Genomic DNA, 13,879 nt, shown 5'->3' with positions numbered 1-13,879 from the left:
TACGGTTGCCGCAGCTTGCTGTTAGTTCGAGTCGTCTTCGACTGTCCGGGCCCGCAACCAGGGGGCGTGTGCTCGCGTTGACCCCGATATGACCCATGAGCTGACCGCCTCCCGGCTTGCAAGCGCTTCCAGCAACGCGACAGCAAACGGTGGCTGGTGGCGCGATGCCGTCATCTACCAGGTGTACGTGAGGTCCTTCGCGGACAGCGACGGCGACGGCGTCGGCGACCTCCGCGGGGTGCGCGAGCGCCTCCCCCACCTGGCCCGGCTCGGGGTCGACGCCGTGTGGCTCACCCCCTTCTACGTCTCCCCGCAGGCGGACGGCGGCTACGACGTCGCCGACTACCGCGCGGTGGACCCCCTCTTCGGGGACCTCGCCGACGCCGACGACCTCGTCCGGGCGGCCCACGCCCTCGGCCTGCGGGTCATCGTCGACGTGGTGCCGAACCACACCTCCGACCAGCACCCCTGGTTCCGCGCCGCCCTCGCCGGGGAGCCCGGGGCCCGGGAGCGCTACCACTTCCGCCCGGGGCGCGGCACCGGCGGAGCGCAGCCCCCGAACGACTGGGAGTCCGTCTTCGGCGGGCCCGCCTGGACCCGCACCCCGGACGGGCAGTGGTACCTGCACCTCTTCGCCCCCGAGCAGCCCGACCTGAACTGGGAGCACCCCGAGGTCGCCGAGGAGTTCGCCTCGGTCCTGCGGTTCTGGCTCGACCTCGGCATCGACGGCTTCCGCGTCGACGTCGCCCACGGCATGGTCAAGGCCCCCGGCCTGCCCGACCTCGGGCATGGCGCCCAGGCCACCCTCATCGGCAGCCAGCCGCTCCCCTTCTTCGACCAGGACGGGGTCCACGAGATCCACCGCTCCTGGCGGCGCCTCCTGGACTCCTACGAGGGCCCGCGCATCGGCGTCGCCGAGGCCTGGGCCCCGAGCTCCGAGCGGCTCGCGCTGTACGTACGCCCCGACGAGATGCACCAGGCCTTCAACTTCCGCTTCCTGAAGTGCCCCTGGGACGCCGAGGGGATGCGCACCGTCATCGACGAGTCCCTGGCCGCCACCACCACCGTCGGGGCGCCGACCACCTGGGTGCTGTCCAACCACGACGTCGTACGGCACGTGACCCGGTACGGGGACGGGGCCCGCGGCCTGGCCCGGGCCCGGGCGGCCGCGCTGCTGATGCTGGCCCTGCCCGGGTCGGCGTACGTCTACCAGGGCGAGGAGCTGGGCCTTCCCGAGGTGCTGGACCTCCCCGACGCGGCCCGCCAGGACCCGGCCTTTCGCCGCGGGCGCCGTCAGCGGGTTTCCGGAGCCGGGCCGTTGTCCGGGGCCGCGCCGGACGCCTCCGGGCCGGAAGCCGCAGGCCAGGAAGCCGCCGGTCAGGACGGGCTGCGTGACGGGTGCCGGGTGCCGATCCCCTGGTCGGGGGCCCAGCCGCCGTACGGGTTCGGGCCTGCGGACAGCTGGCTTCCGCAGCCCGCCGGGTGGGGCGGGCTGAGCGTCGCCGCCCAGACCGGCGACCCGCACTCCACGCTGGAGCTGTACCGCGCCGCCCTGGAACTGCGCCGGGCCCTGCCGGGGCTGGGCGCGCCCGAGGCGGGCCGGCGGGCGGAATCCGGCGATGAGGACGACGCGGGGGCCGACACCGGCGGCGGCACGGGGGCTGACCCCGAGGGCGTGACCCACGGCCCCACCGGGATGCGGTGGCTGCCCGCGCCGGAGGGGGTGCTCCTGTTCACCCGGCCCGGCTTCGCCTGCACCTTCAACACCCGCCCCACCCCGGTCGAACTGCCCGCGCCCGGACGCCCCGTACTCTCCAGCGCCCCCGTGGAGACCGATGGCCGCACGGTCCTGCTCCCCGCCGATTCGTGCACGTGGTGGGCAATCTGAACGTGCGACCGGTACAGTCCAATCCCGTGACCGCACGGCTTGCCGACATCGCAACCCAGGCGGGGGTCAGCGAAGCCACAGTCAGCCGCGTGCTCAACGGCAAGCCCGGTGTGGCCGCGGGCACCCGTGAGTCCGTACTGGCCGCGCTCGACGTGCTCGGCTACGAGCGGCCCGTACGGCTGCGCCAGCGCAGCGCGGGCCTCGTCGGTCTGATAACCCCCGAGCTGGACAACCCCATCTTCCCGGCTCTCGCCCAGGTCATCGGCCAGGCGCTGACCCGCCAGGGGTACACGCCGGTGCTGGCCACGCAGACGCCCGGCGGGTCCACCGAGGACGAGCTGACCGAGATGCTCGTCGACCGCGGGGTCTCCGGGATCATCTTCGTCTCGGGTCTGCACGCCGATACGACGGCCGACATGGGCCGCTACGACCAGCTCCGCGGGCAGGGCGTCCCGTACGTCCTCATCAACGGGTTCTCCGACAAGGTGCAGGCCCCCTTCGTCTCCCCCGACGACCGCGCCGCGATGCAGCTGGCCGTGACCCACCTGACCGCGCTCGGGCACACCAGGATCGGGCTCGCGGTCGGGCCGAAGCGGTTCGTGCCCGTCCTGCGCAAGATCGAGGGCTTCCGGCTCGGCATGAAGGAGCGGCTCGGGCTCTCCGAGGCCGAGACGGAAGAGCTGATCCAGCATTCCCTGTACACCCTGGAGGGCGGCCAGGCCGCCGCGACCGCGCTCATCGCGCGCGGCTGCACGGCGGTGGTGTGCGCGAGCGACATGATGGCGCTCGGCGCGATCCGGGCCGCCCGGCAGCAGGGGCTGCGGGTGCCGCAGGACGTCTCGGTCGTCGGCTTCGACGACTCCCCACTGATAGCTTTCACCGATCCGCCGCTGACCACCATCCGGCAGCCGGTACTGGCCATGGGACAGGCGGCCGTACGGACCCTGCTGGAGGAGATCGGCGGTACGCCGGCCCCGCACAGCGAGTTCGTCTTCCTGCCCGAACTGGTGGTCCGCGGCTCCACGGCCTCCGGCCCCGGGCAGAGCCGCAGGCCATAGGCCGCGCACGTAGGCCGCGAGCCGTAGGGGGCGGGTCGTCCCCAAGGCGGAGCGCAGGCGCCGAAGACCGTCCCGAGGGATGATCGGAGGCGAGATCGTATCTGGCAGACTCTCTCCCCATGGGTGAAGCGAGCGTGAAGACACTGGAAACCCGGACGGACGTCTCGTCACCCGAAGTGACCGAGAGCGAGACCCGGCCGGCGCCCGAGCGCGCGCTGCTCACCCGGCTGCGGAGCCCGCGCCGGCCGACGATCTGGTTCGAGATCCTGCTCATCGCGGTCAGCTACTGGACGTACTCGCTGATCCGCAACGCGGTGCCCGAGCAGAAGGCGGCCGCCCTCGCGAACGCCGACTGGATCTGGAACGCCGAGCGCGCCCTGGGCATCGCCGTCGAGGAGTCCGTCAACCACGCCGTGAACTCGGTGACGTGGCTGATCGTCGGCATGAACTACTACTACGCCACGCTCCACTTCGTCGTGACCATCGGCGTGCTGGTGTGGATCTACCGCTTCCACCCCGGGCGCTACGCGGCCACCCGCCTCGTCCTCTTCGCCACCACCGGCGTGGCCCTGGTCGGCTACTACTTCTATCCGCTCGCGCCGCCCCGGCTGATGAACGGGCAGAACTTCATCGACACCGTGCTGGTGCACCACACCTGGGGCTCCATGGCCTCCGGCAACCTCAAGCACATGTCGAACCAGTACGCCGCCATGCCCTCGATGCACATAGGGTGGTCGCTCTGGTGCGGGCTGACGATCTTCGCGGTCGCCTCGGCCCCCTGGGCCCGGATCCTGGGCCTGCTCTACCCGACGGCGACCCTCGTCGTCATCGTGGCCACCGCCAACCACTTCTGGCTGGACGCCGTGGGCGGCATGCTCTGCCTCGCCTTCGGGTACACGGTCTCGCGGTCCTGGTTCGGCTCCCTCCCCCACCAGCTGCCGCGCCACCCCGTGCACACGGGCCCCCACCCGGCGGCGGAGATGCTCAACCGCTTTCGCACCCGGGCTTGAGGACGGGGGTCACCGGGAGCGTGACTCCCGCCGGCCCTACCCTCGCCCTCGTCCTCACCACCTCCGCAGCAGTCCTCCCCGCCCGGCAGCGGGCTCGGGCGTCCACGCCACGACCTCGGCCGCCGCGGGGCCGTCCGCGCTCGGGCCGATCCGCTCCAGGGCCTCGGTGAGGGTGCGTACGTAGGCCTCGTCGGCCAGGATCCGCCGGCCCTCCAAGGGCTGGCTGAGCCGCTCCTCGGTGGCCAGGATCCCGCGGAGCAGGGGCGCCGCCTCGGAGGCCGGGGCGCCGATCTCCCCGAGGTGGTGGACGGCCTCCTGCACCGGCAGGTCCGGCCGGCCCGTCCAGGCCGGGTCCACGGCCGCCAGCAGCACCGGCACGGCGGGCTCCGGGTCTCCGGTGATCCGCCAGTACGCGTGCGCGGCGGCGACCCGGGTCCACGCGCCCGGCGATTCCATCAGGCCGCGCACGGTGTCCGCGTGCGCTGCGGCCGCCGGGCCGAAGTCGGCGAGGAAGGGCAGTCCGTGGCTGCTGCTCCCCGATTTCACGGCCGAGCCGCACACGTCGAGGGCGAGGGCCGGATCCCCGGTGACCCTCCAGTGCGCCCAGGCGGCGCGCCGCGGGTGGTGGCGTCCCGCGAGCTCGGCGCGGCCCGTGGCGAAGTCGGCCAGCCGGTTCGCGGTGCCGGCGGCTGCGGGGCCGATCCGGCCGAGGACGCGCAGGGCGTCGTAGGCGTACGGCGTCTCCAGGTACGGGACCACCTCGGGCACGGCGGGCGCGGCGGCCGGACCCCAGAGTGCGAGGAGTTCGAACGTGAAGGTGCTCGCGTAGGGTTTCGCCAGGTCCTGCCGCAGGACGGTCCGTATCGTCGGGAGCAGGTCCGCGGCGGGCATCGGGGCCAGGATGCGGGCGTGCGAGCGCTGGGACGGAAGGTAGCTCTCTCCCGCAAGGCGCCGCAGGGCGGGCAGCGCCCGGACGTCTCCCATCCCGGCGAGGGCGAACGCGTGCAGTTGGACGGCGTGGCCGGAGGTACGGGCGAAGCCCCGGAGCAGCCGGTCGAGGACATGGGCGATCCGGTCGGCATGCCCGGAGACGGCCGGGCCGGCCTGGAGCATCGCGGAATCGGTGTACCAGCTGGACTCCGATCGGGTGCAGACCGCTTCGACGACGGCCTCCCAGCACCACGGATCCGGCCGCCGGTACCGGAACACGGCCTCGACGGCGGAATCCAGTCGTCTCACGAGGTGGCGGCGTGAACGACGAAGCCGGTCCAGGCGGCCGGGGTGACGGCCAGGCGGGCGTCCTCGGGACGCTTGGAGTCCCGGACGAGGACGGTCCCGGGGGTCCGGGCGACCTCTACGCAGTCGGGCCCGTCGTTGGTGCTGTAGCTGCTCTTGGTCCAGGCGACCTCGACGCAGTCCGCCCCGTCAGCGGTGCTGTAACTGCTCTTGGCCCACGTCAGCGCGGAGAGGCCCTCGGCCGACGGCTTGATGCTCATGTCTCCCCCAGTACCTTCTCGATGAACGTCAGAGATTCGCGAGGCGTCAGAGCCTGCGCTCGGATCATGCCATAGCGCATGTCCAGGATCTGGACCTCTTTGGGCTCGGTGATCAAGCGGCTGGCCAGCTGAACGTCGTTGTGTCCGACCGTCGTTCCGTCGTTGAGACGCATGACTTTGAACGATGCGCCGAGACCGGCGTGCTCCTCGACTGCAATAGGCATGACCTGGATCTCTACGTTGCGCAACCGGCCGACCTCCAGCAGGTGCTCCAGCTGTCGCCGCAACACCATCTTGCCCCCGATGGGCCGTCGGAGGACAGCCTCTTCCTGTACGACGGTCAGCAGCGGGGCCGGATGCTGCCAGAGCAGCTTCTGACGCGACAGCCTCGCCGTGGCCAGGCGTTCGACCTCATCTTCCGAGAACCCGGGGCGCCTGAGCCCGAAGAGCGCCCGCGCGTACTCCTCGGTCTGGAGCAGGCCTGTCACCACGACGTTGTCGTACGACCCGATCTCCACCGCCTCGGATTCCAACTTGGCCAGATCCCGAACCTTCTTCGGGTAGCGGGCCCTTTCGATGTCCGTCTTCATCGCGGCGATTTTCCCGCCCGCCCCAAGGACCTCGTCCGCCTTGTCCAGGAACTCCGGGCGCGGAATGCGGGCACCTCGCTCGATCTTGTAGATCAGGTTCGCCCCGTACCCCATCCGTTCGCCGAACTTGGAACGATCGAGTCCGCCCGCCTCGCGCCACATTTTCAACTGGCGTCCCACCGTGGCGATGACCGCCCCGGATTCGTCCTCCGGATCGAGTTCCCAGCTCGACTCATCGGCGCCGTCTGTGTTCACGTCCACCTCCGTGGGACCGGGAGGACACCGCAGGACCACTTTGGACAACCGCGGTACACAGCACCCTCAACTCTGTTCAGGTTACGCACGGATGGCCACGCTGAGTCACGTGAATCAGGAAATCTCCCTCGTCGCCACACTCCCCTCCACCCCGCGCGGAGCCCGCGCCGCCCGTGCCCTCACGGTGGCCCAACTTGTGGAACAGAAGCTTCCGTTCGAGGACGCCGCGCAGGTCGTCGCCGAGCTGGCCGCGAACGCCGTGACGCACGGGAGGGTACGGGGACGGGACTTCCGGCTCGCGTTGCGCATCGCGCCCGGGCCTACGCTCCGTATCGAGGTGTCCGACACCCGGCGGGAGTTCGCGCCGCCCGCAGACACCGAAGTACCGGACGCCGAGGCCGAGTCGGGGCGGGGGCTCGCCCTCGTGTCCGCCCTCACCGCGCGCTGGGGAACCGATCACGGGCCGGTGCCGGTGAAGACGGTGTGGGCGGAAATGGATTTGGCGAGTCCGATTTCACCGGATCGAGGTTTCCACGACCCGGTGGATCAATATCCGGTCCCGCACGACGCCTAAAGACTAATAACCGGGGGAAACAACCTCTCCCCACCTCCCCCCTCCCCCTCTCACCGGTTCGGGTGAATCAGCCCAACCCAGCTGGCGCATATGACAATTCACCGGGCACTCTGACTCTCGACACAACCCCATAAACGCATTCGGCCCTCGTACGGGACGGCAATCCCGGCCGAGGGCCTGACCACAGAGGAAGCAACACCTTCCCATGGCTGACCAGCAGCTTAGCGCTCCCCCGCGCGTCCCGTCGGGCATCCGGCACATCAACCACGAGCACCGCCGTGGCTACGTCAAGATCGGCAACCACCTCGCCCAGCACCGCGAGCTGAGCATGACGGCGATCGGCCTGGCCACGCACATCCAGTCGCTCCCGGCCGGCGCCAAGGTCACCATCAAGGCCCTCGCCGAACGCTTCCCGGAGGGCGAGGTCCGCATCGCCGCCGCCCTGCGCGAGCTGGAGCAGCACGGCTACCTGGCGCGTTTCCAGGAACGGCTTCCGACCGGGCGCGTCGTGACCTGCACGGTCTCCTACAACAACCCGCCCGCAATGACGGCGGGCGCGGCCCGCGAGCGGCGCGTCCAGCCCGCCCGATCCGAGCCGGGATCGGCCCCCGACCCGGACCCCGACCCGGATCCTGAGCCGAAGCCTGACCCCGACCCGGAGCCTGGCCCCGACCCGGAGCCTGGCCCCGACCCGGAGCCTGAGCCCGACCCCGAGCCCGCAGTCGATCCGGCCGATCCCGCTCCGGTCGTCTCCGAAACCGAGCTCCAGGCCCGCGAGTTGCTGGCCCGTCTGCGGCTGCGCGATCCCCGGCTGGTGCTGTCCGAGCGCGACACGGTGAGGCTGGCGCCCGCCGCGGCCGTTTGGCTGGAGCGCGGGCTGGTCCCGAGCGCCGTCACGGCGGCCCTGACGCGCTCGCTTCCGACGCCGCCGATCCACTCCCCCGCGGGACTCCTCGCCCACCGCCTACGGGAACTCCTCCCGCCCCGGCTGGAGGACCCGTGGGCGACGCGCCCCGCACCCCCGGACCACACGATCCACGCCCTCCGCACCTGCGACGGCTGCGACCGCGCCTTCCGCTCCCCCACCCCGGGCCACTGCCGCGACTGCGCCCCACCGACCGACGCGGCGGCGGCGACAGCCGCTTAGAGGTCGTCCACGACCTTCGCAGGCAAGTTCGGTGTGCTGATGGCTGCCGCCGAATCGTGGTGCCCTACGTGGCCGCAGAGCTGGAACTGGGATGCTTTGGCTGTCCGACCTGGCCGGTCCGGCTGACGCGCTCAAGGTTCCCGCCGCGCCGGGAGCGACTGCGCAGGAGTCCGTTGAGGACCAGAGGGTCTCCGCTCTCGGCGAGGGATAGTCATGAAAATCAATGAGAAGATGACCCGGCTTCTGGCAGAGCACCCCCCAACGGGGCTCACCGACGCGGACATCCCACCCATGTTTCTTGAGGTCAAGGATGAAGGCTGGTCCTACACCCCCAACGGCGCACGCGTGCTGGCCGGACTGATCCCGGGAACCGTCACCTCGTACTTCGACGTGCTCCAGGAAGAAACGTCGATCAACGGGCGGGGGATGACCGACTACGATCTCCCGCCAGCGGAATCCGAGCGGACGGGGCCCCTCCTCAGGAGGTGTCTCGCCTATGCGTTCGGATGTCTCGGCGAGGCGGAGCGGACATTCGGGGACCAGGAAGTCCAGTCCTACGTCATCCTCTCCATGGGCGGAGTCGACGACGATCTCCTTACTGCCACCGTCACCTTCTGCACGCACGACCCGAACACCGCGCCCTACATCCGGGACATCGAGAACGTCCAGGACGCGGCCGTCGTCGAGCTCACCGTGAAGGACCGCGAAATGTGGCACTGACCTCAATCTTTCGAGACGGGCCGTCAGTTCACTGGCGGCCCGTCTCTGTTGTTCGGGTCGGCGGCGGGCAGGCTGAGGCCCCGGCTGCCACGTCGGGGTGAGCGCCGGGTTCCACGGTTGGCCTTCTTCACCGCCGACTTCGGGCCTGGCACCTCTCCGCCGCCGCGGCGATCGCCGCGGACGCCGTCCGCCGCCTCCGGCCCACCCCGCCGGACCCGGCGCCGGACCCCGCCCCCACCGGGGACCGCCGGACCCACCGGACCCCTGAACCGGGGGCGGGGCGCCCGTCAGACGGGCTGGGTGGCGAAGACGAAGAGGCCTCCGGCGCTGCGGACGGTGGCGTACCCGTTCGTCGTGAACTGCGGCATCTCCTCGATCCCGGAGGTCAGCAGGTTCTTGTCGCTGGCGTTGAGCGCGGCTCCGGAGCCGTCCAGGTACGCGTAGAGGACGCCGTTGCCCGGCAGGGCGCGCGGCGTGATGTCCACCTCGTCCGCGGCCTGGCGCCACAGCTCCTTGCCGGTCTCCGTGTTCCAGGCGACCGCGCCCTTGCCGTACTGCACCACGGCGGTCTTGCCGTCCGGGGAGATGGCGAGGCCGTCGTCATCGATGGTGCCGTTGGTGTCGATGCCCGGCCCCTCGGCGAGCCGGCTGCCGCTCTTGACGTCGATCAGCGTCATGACCGCTTCGGAATTGCCGTACGAGGACCATTCGAGGAGGGCCTTGTCGCCCTGGTACGGCATCAGCCGCGCACTGGTCGCCTTGGCCGAGGTGACCAGCTTGGCGATGGCGGCCGGCGGCGCGAGGTCCTTGGTGTTCCACGCCTTATTGCCCGTACGGATGTCCGTGGCGGTCAGCCACTCGGCGGAGGGCTGGAAGGAGATGTCCTTCTGCGACGAGTAGCCGAGACCGGAGCCGACCGCCCCCTTGAGATCGATGTGCGACGCCTGGGTGGTCAGGGTCTCCCCGTCACCGATCGGGATGAACTTGGCGCCGCCGGAGCGGCTGGCGTCCACGAGGTAGCCGTGCCGGACCGGGGTGGACATGTGGGTGTCCCCGTCGAAGGAGGAGCTCCCCAGCTTCTCGCCGGACGGCGCGTACATGGTCAGCACGGTCTGGGTCGAAGCCTTCTTCAGGCCGTCCGCCGGGGTATCGGCGCGGTTGCGGATCAGCAGGGCCGGCGAACCGTCCCGCCACTCGCCCACCTGCGCGAGGGCCACCGTCGGGGAGGACGTGGACCCGCCGCTCTCCGCGGGGAGGGCGATGTCGAACTGCTTGCGCAGCTTGCCGCTCTTGGCGTCGAGGAGGCGGGCGGTGAAGGTGCTCGTGCCCGACTGCCCGTCGCGGGAGTCGGTGACGATGACGGCGTCCCCGACCGTGCAGACGGTGCGCTGCGACGTTTCCTTCTCAGACGCCTTGCTCGCGCAGTTCCCCGCCTCCTCGGCTGTCAGGCTCCAGGCCGGCTGCGCGGCCAGCCCGGGCACCGGCTTGCCCTGGTAGGCCGGGCCCTTCGGCGTCGCGGGCGCGGACTCCGCGCCCTTCCCCGTCTCCCCGCCGCCGGCCTTGGCACCGGGGTCCCCTCCGGAGCACCCGGTCACGAGACCCGCGGACAGCACCAGACCGAGCGCCACCGTCGTACGTATGCGATTCAACTTCCTTGCCCGTCTTCCCTCTTAAATGATCACGCCCAACGGACCACCTTACTTCGATCATGACCCGCCCCTGCCCGGCATCCCTGCGCGCCCGCATGCCGACCACGGACGCGGTGGCCGGTTCCGGCGTGGATGCGGCGCGCAGCCACCCGACGCGCGCCCAACCGCCGGCGACGGCGGCCTGGTGAACCGCATCCGGCGCTAGCCTTCGGCGCCGCGGTGGGTGATCCGCCCGCCCGACACCGTGAGGCGGACGGGGGCCTCGGCCAGTTCGTCCACCCCGGCCGTGACCGGGTCGAGGGCGAAGGCCGTCAGGTCCGCCCGGCAGCCGGGCGCGATCCGGCCCGCCACCCGCTCTTCCCCGGCCGCCAGCGCCGCGTGCGAGGTCATGCCCTCCAGGGCCATCAGCCCGGTCAGGGCGGGCCCGGCGGCGGCCGCGCCGAGGGGGCTGCGGGCGGTGACCAGGACCTGGCGGGCGTCGTAGTGGGCGATGGGCCAGTCCGAGCCCAGGGCGAGCACCGCTCCCGCGTCCCGCAGGTCGCGGCAGCGCCAGGCCCGGCGGGCCCGGTCCCCGCCCAGCCGCGTGGACCACTCGTCGCTGTGGTCGGCCCGGGTGTACGCGGTGTGCGGGGGCTGCATGGAGGCGATCACCCCGAGCTCCGCGAACCGCTTCAGCTGGTCGTCGGGGACGGTCTCGATGTGCTCGATCCGGTGCCGCATCCGGGCCTGCCCGCCCAGTGAGGCCACGGTGTCCAGGACGTACCGGACGGCCGCGTCGCCGATGGCGTGGGTCGCGGTGCGGATCCCGGCGGCGTCCAGGGCGCGGACCGCGCGGGCGTAGGCCTGCGGGTCGGGCCAGAAGGCCTCCGTGCCCCGGCCGTGGCAGTCGGCGTGCTCCAGCCAGGCGGTGCCGCCCTCGACCGTGCCGTCCATGAAGAACTTGACGCCGCCGACCTGCCAGTGGCGGCCGGCCAGCCGCTGGAGCCCGATCAGCTCCGCGAGCTCCTCCTCGTCCGCTCCCGGCATGCACCAGGGGGCCAGGCGCAGCCGCAGCGGCAGGTGGCCCTCGTACTCGACGGTCGACAGGAGCGCGGGCACGTCCCCGTCGCCGAGGTCCATCACGTGGGCGCCGGTCAGGCCGGTGGCGGCCATGGCGCCGAGCAGTTCCACGAGCCGGGTGCGGCGCTCGGCGCGCGAGGGCTTGGGGACCAGGGCGGCGACCAGGTCCATCGCGGCGTGCTCGACGAGGTGTCCGGTGGGGCGGCCCTGCGCGTCGCAGACGATCTCGGAGCGCTGGGCGAAGGCGCGGGGTCCGGTGATGCCCGCGGCGGCCAGGGCCGCGCCGCCGGCCAGGGCGGAGTGGCCGTCGTAGAGGCGCAGGAAGGCGGGGGCGCCGTCCAGTGCCTCCTCGATGAGGTCCCGGTGCACGGGGCGGCCGCCGAAGACGTTGTGGTCGAGGCCGTGGCCCACGATCCAGCCGCCCGGGCGTTCGGCGGCGCGCAGGGCGGCCGACAGCTGGCCGAGGTCCCGGACGGCGGAGAGGTCGGTGCCGGTGGCCATCTCGATGCCCCAGACGGGGTGGCTGTGGGCGTCGGTGAGGCCGGGGGTGAGGGTGGCGCCGCCGAGGTCGACGACCTCGGTGCCGGGGCCGCGCCAGTCGCGTACGTCGGCCTCGTCGCCGACGGCCACGATCTCGCCGTCGCGCAGGGCTACCGCGCGGGCTTCGGGACGGGCCGGGTCGAGGGTGCGGACGCGGGCTCCGGTGAGGACGGTGTCGGCAGCGGGCACGGCGGTGCTTCTCCTTCGGGGGCGGGGTCTTCGGGGGCGGGGTCTTCGGGGGCGGGGTCTTCGGGAGCGGGGGTGGTCACGGGCTCTTCGGCAGCGGGCTCTTCGGCGAAGCGGGCGTACACCTCGGGGCGGTGGGTCTTCAGCCGCTGGGCGAGGCCGAGGCCGAGGAGGAAGACGGCGGGGACGAGGGCGACCAGGACGGTGTTCACGGTGGTGGACGCCATGGTGAACAGGTCCACCTTGGAGATGACCAGGAAGATCGCGACGATCAGCAGCACGGCGGCGGTCACGGGCGCGACCACCGTCCGCCAGGGGCCTTCGGTGTGCGGGCGGCGCCGGAAGTAGACGGGTACGGCGACGGCGGCGAGCAGCATCAGCGCCATGAGGCCGATCATGCCGGGGGTGTTCACCCAGAGCAGGAGCTGTTGGTAGGGGTCGGCGCCGGCGAGGGCGAAGCCGAGGACGACGACGGCGCCGAGGGCGGTCTGGGCGGCTCCGGCCAGGTACGGGGAGCGGTGGCGGGGGTGGATCCGGCCGAGGGCGGCGGGCAGGACGCCTTCCTCGGAGAGGGCGAGCGCGTAGCGGTTGATGGCGTTGTGGAAGGCGAGGAGGGAGGCGATGACGCTGGTGACGATGAACAGGTGCATCAGGTCCGCCGCCCAGGGGCCGACGTAGGTGGTGATGGCGGCGAAGAAGAGCCCGCCGGGGTCCGCGGCGGCCGCCGCGACGACCTCCTCGGCGCCGAAGGCCTGGATGACGGTCCAGACGATGAAGGCGTAGAAGAGTCCGAGGAAGGCGACGGCGATGTAGGTGGCGCGCGGGATGGTGCGGTCGGGGTCGCGGGCCTCGCGGCGGTAGATGACGGTGGACTCGAAGCCGGTGAACGCGGCGAACGCGAAGGCCAGGACGGCGGCGGTGCCGGGGACGAGGACGGCGCCGGGCGCCAAGCTCGCGGCGGAGAGGCCGTGGGCACCGCCCTTGATCAGCACTCCGGCGGCGAGCAGGACGAGTATCCCGGTCTCGGCGACGAGCAGCACACCGAGGAGCTTGGCGCCGAAGTCGATGGAGCGGAAGCCGCCGTACCAGATGAGCAGGAGCCCGGCGAGGGAGACGGGCAGCCAGGGGACGTCGAGGCCCCACAGGGCGTGGACGGTGTCGGCGGTGGTGGTGCCGAGGAGGCCGTAGACGCCGATCTCCATTCCGTTGTACCCGACGAGGGCCAGGAGGGCGGCGCCGATGCCCGCGTGCTTGCCGAGGCCGCGGGCGATGTACGCGTAGAAGGCGCCGCCGCTGCGGACGTGGCGGCTCATGGTGGTGAAGCCGACGGCGAAGACGGCGAGGGTGAGACCGGCGAGGAGGTAGCCGGCGGGCGCGCCGATGCCGCCGAGGAGGATCGCCACGGGGGCGACGCCGGCCATGACGGTGAGGGGGGCGGCGGCGGAGACGACGAAGAAGGAGATGTCGGCGGTGCCGAGCGCTGCCCGGCGGAGGGCGGGGGCAGCGGGTGCGGGGGCCGGGGCGGCGGGGGCGGCGGCCTGGACCGCGGGGCGTCTGGTTCCGGCGGGTGGTGGCGTCGGCGTGTCGGGCATGCGGGGGCACCCTTCTGCGAACGGCAGGCGGCGGGGAGCCGAAAACCTAAAGGCTTTCGGTTCGCGGCAATGTAGCCTCCGGTTCTGGCGTACGGGAAGACCTGACGGCGAGAGG

Annotated in this window: 13 protein-coding genes; 7 read left to right on the top strand and 6 right to left on the bottom strand. The window is 72.1% G+C overall.

The window, feature by feature from the left end:
• Positions 1-88 precede the first annotated feature (88 nt).
• The 3 genes from OG447_RS14790 to OG447_RS14780 all read left to right on the top strand — a co-directional run bounded on the left by OG447_RS14790 (position 89) and on the right by OG447_RS14780 (position 3,956).
• Entirely contained in the window at positions 89-1,888 is a 1,800-nt protein-coding gene (locus OG447_RS14790; protein ID WP_266936952.1) for a glycoside hydrolase family 13 protein, read from the top strand.
• Between the two features lie 26 nt (positions 1,889-1,914).
• Positions 1,915-2,946 carry a LacI family DNA-binding transcriptional regulator gene (locus tag OG447_RS14785; protein ID WP_266936951.1) on the top strand — a complete coding sequence of 344 codons (1,032 nt, stop codon included), beginning with the start codon at positions 1,915-1,917 and terminating at the stop codon, positions 2,944-2,946.
• Positions 2,947-3,065: 119 nt separating this feature from the next.
• On the top strand, positions 3,066-3,956 hold the full coding sequence (locus OG447_RS14780; RefSeq protein ID WP_266936950.1) for a phosphatase PAP2 family protein: 891 nt from the start codon (positions 3,066-3,068) through the stop codon (positions 3,954-3,956).
• 54 nt (positions 3,957-4,010) lie between these two features.
• Here the strand turns inward: OG447_RS14780 and OG447_RS14775 are convergent, their stop codons facing one another.
• The 3 genes from OG447_RS14775 to OG447_RS14765 are packed head-to-tail and all read right to left on the bottom strand — an operon-like array spanning position 4,011 to position 6,297.
• Positions 4,011-5,195, bottom strand: a complete 1,185-nt coding sequence (locus tag OG447_RS14775; protein WP_266936949.1) for a hypothetical protein — start codon at positions 5,193-5,195, stop codon at positions 4,011-4,013.
• Positions 5,192-5,452: a DUF397 domain-containing protein gene (locus OG447_RS14770; protein WP_266936948.1), complete on the bottom strand. Its 261-nt coding sequence runs from the start codon at positions 5,450-5,452 to the stop codon at positions 5,192-5,194. The genes OG447_RS14775 and OG447_RS14770 overlap by 4 nt, the downstream gene beginning before the upstream one ends.
• Positions 5,449-6,297: a helix-turn-helix transcriptional regulator gene (locus tag OG447_RS14765; RefSeq protein ID WP_266936947.1), complete on the bottom strand. Its 849-nt coding sequence runs from the start codon at positions 6,295-6,297 to the stop codon at positions 5,449-5,451. The genes OG447_RS14770 and OG447_RS14765 overlap by 4 nt, the downstream gene beginning before the upstream one ends.
• Before the next feature lie 109 nt (positions 6,298-6,406).
• On the opposite strand from OG447_RS14765, the gene OG447_RS14760 reads away from it, so the two are divergent.
• The 3 genes from OG447_RS14760 to OG447_RS14750 all read left to right on the top strand — a co-directional run bounded on the left by OG447_RS14760 (position 6,407) and on the right by OG447_RS14750 (position 8,738).
• The gene (locus tag OG447_RS14760; protein WP_323181771.1) at positions 6,407-6,871 is read left to right on the top strand and encodes an ATP-binding protein; all 465 of its coding nucleotides are present in this window, start codon (positions 6,407-6,409) and stop codon (positions 6,869-6,871) included.
• A 205-nt stretch (positions 6,872-7,076) separates the two neighbouring features.
• Positions 7,077-8,018: a helix-turn-helix domain-containing protein gene (locus OG447_RS14755; RefSeq protein ID WP_266936945.1), complete on the top strand. Its 942-nt coding sequence runs from the start codon at positions 7,077-7,079 to the stop codon at positions 8,016-8,018.
• 213 nt (positions 8,019-8,231) lie between these two features.
• On the top strand, positions 8,232-8,738 hold the full coding sequence (locus OG447_RS14750; RefSeq protein ID WP_266936944.1) for a hypothetical protein: 507 nt from the start codon (positions 8,232-8,234) through the stop codon (positions 8,736-8,738).
• A 287-nt stretch (positions 8,739-9,025) separates the two neighbouring features.
• On the opposite strand, the gene OG447_RS14745 is transcribed toward OG447_RS14750, so the two are convergent.
• Positions 9,026-10,387: a PQQ-binding-like beta-propeller repeat protein gene (locus OG447_RS14745; protein ID WP_266936943.1), complete on the bottom strand. Its 1,362-nt coding sequence runs from the start codon at positions 10,385-10,387 to the stop codon at positions 9,026-9,028.
• Positions 10,388-10,446: 59 nt separating this feature from the next.
• Here OG447_RS14745 and OG447_RS14740 point away from each other — a divergent pair, with 59 nt between their 5' ends.
• Positions 10,447-10,575, top strand: coding sequence for a hypothetical protein (locus OG447_RS14740; RefSeq protein ID WP_266936942.1), 129 nt, complete (start codon positions 10,447-10,449; stop codon positions 10,573-10,575).
• A 13-nt stretch (positions 10,576-10,588) separates the two neighbouring features.
• Here OG447_RS14740 and OG447_RS14735 read toward each other — a convergent pair whose 3' ends face one another.
• Together OG447_RS14735 and OG447_RS14730 are read right to left on the bottom strand one after the other, a co-directional pair.
• A complete protein-coding gene (locus OG447_RS14735; protein ID WP_266936941.1) occupies positions 10,589-12,175 on the bottom strand; it encodes an amidohydrolase in 1,587 nt (528 codons plus the stop codon).
• Entirely contained in the window at positions 12,097-13,764 is a 1,668-nt protein-coding gene (locus OG447_RS14730; RefSeq protein WP_266936940.1) for an amino acid permease, read from the bottom strand. Before OG447_RS14730 ends, OG447_RS14735 begins: the two co-directional genes overlap by 79 nt.
• Between the last annotated feature and the right edge of the window lie 115 nt (positions 13,765-13,879).

The organism is Streptomyces sp. NBC_01408 (genome assembly GCF_026340255.1).
Classification (GTDB): domain Bacteria; phylum Actinomycetota; class Actinomycetes; order Streptomycetales; family Streptomycetaceae; genus Streptomyces.
Note: the sequence above shows the minus strand (reverse complement) of the source record. Positions and strands in the feature narration are given on the sequence as shown.

Excerpts from the sequence above, each read along its gene's own strand:
- OG447_RS14790 (WP_266936952.1), top strand. The coding sequence starts at position 89 with ATGACCCATGAGCTGACCGCCTCCCGGCTTGCAAGCGCTTCCAGCAAC.
- OG447_RS14780 (WP_266936950.1), top strand. The coding sequence starts at position 3,066 with ATGGGTGAAGCGAGCGTGAAGACACTGGAAACCCGGACGGACGTCTCG.
- OG447_RS14770 (WP_266936948.1), bottom strand. The coding sequence starts at position 5,452 with ATGAGCATCAAGCCGTCGGCCGAGGGCCTCTCCGCGCTGACGTGGGCC.
- OG447_RS14755 (WP_266936945.1), top strand. The coding sequence starts at position 7,077 with ATGGCTGACCAGCAGCTTAGCGCTCCCCCGCGCGTCCCGTCGGGCATC.
- OG447_RS14750 (WP_266936944.1), top strand. The coding sequence starts at position 8,232 with ATGAAAATCAATGAGAAGATGACCCGGCTTCTGGCAGAGCACCCCCCA.
- OG447_RS14740 (WP_266936942.1), top strand. The coding sequence starts at position 10,447 with ATGACCCGCCCCTGCCCGGCATCCCTGCGCGCCCGCATGCCGACCACG.
- OG447_RS14730 (WP_266936940.1), bottom strand. The coding sequence starts at position 13,764 with ATGCCCGACACGCCGACGCCACCACCCGCCGGAACCAGACGCCCCGCG.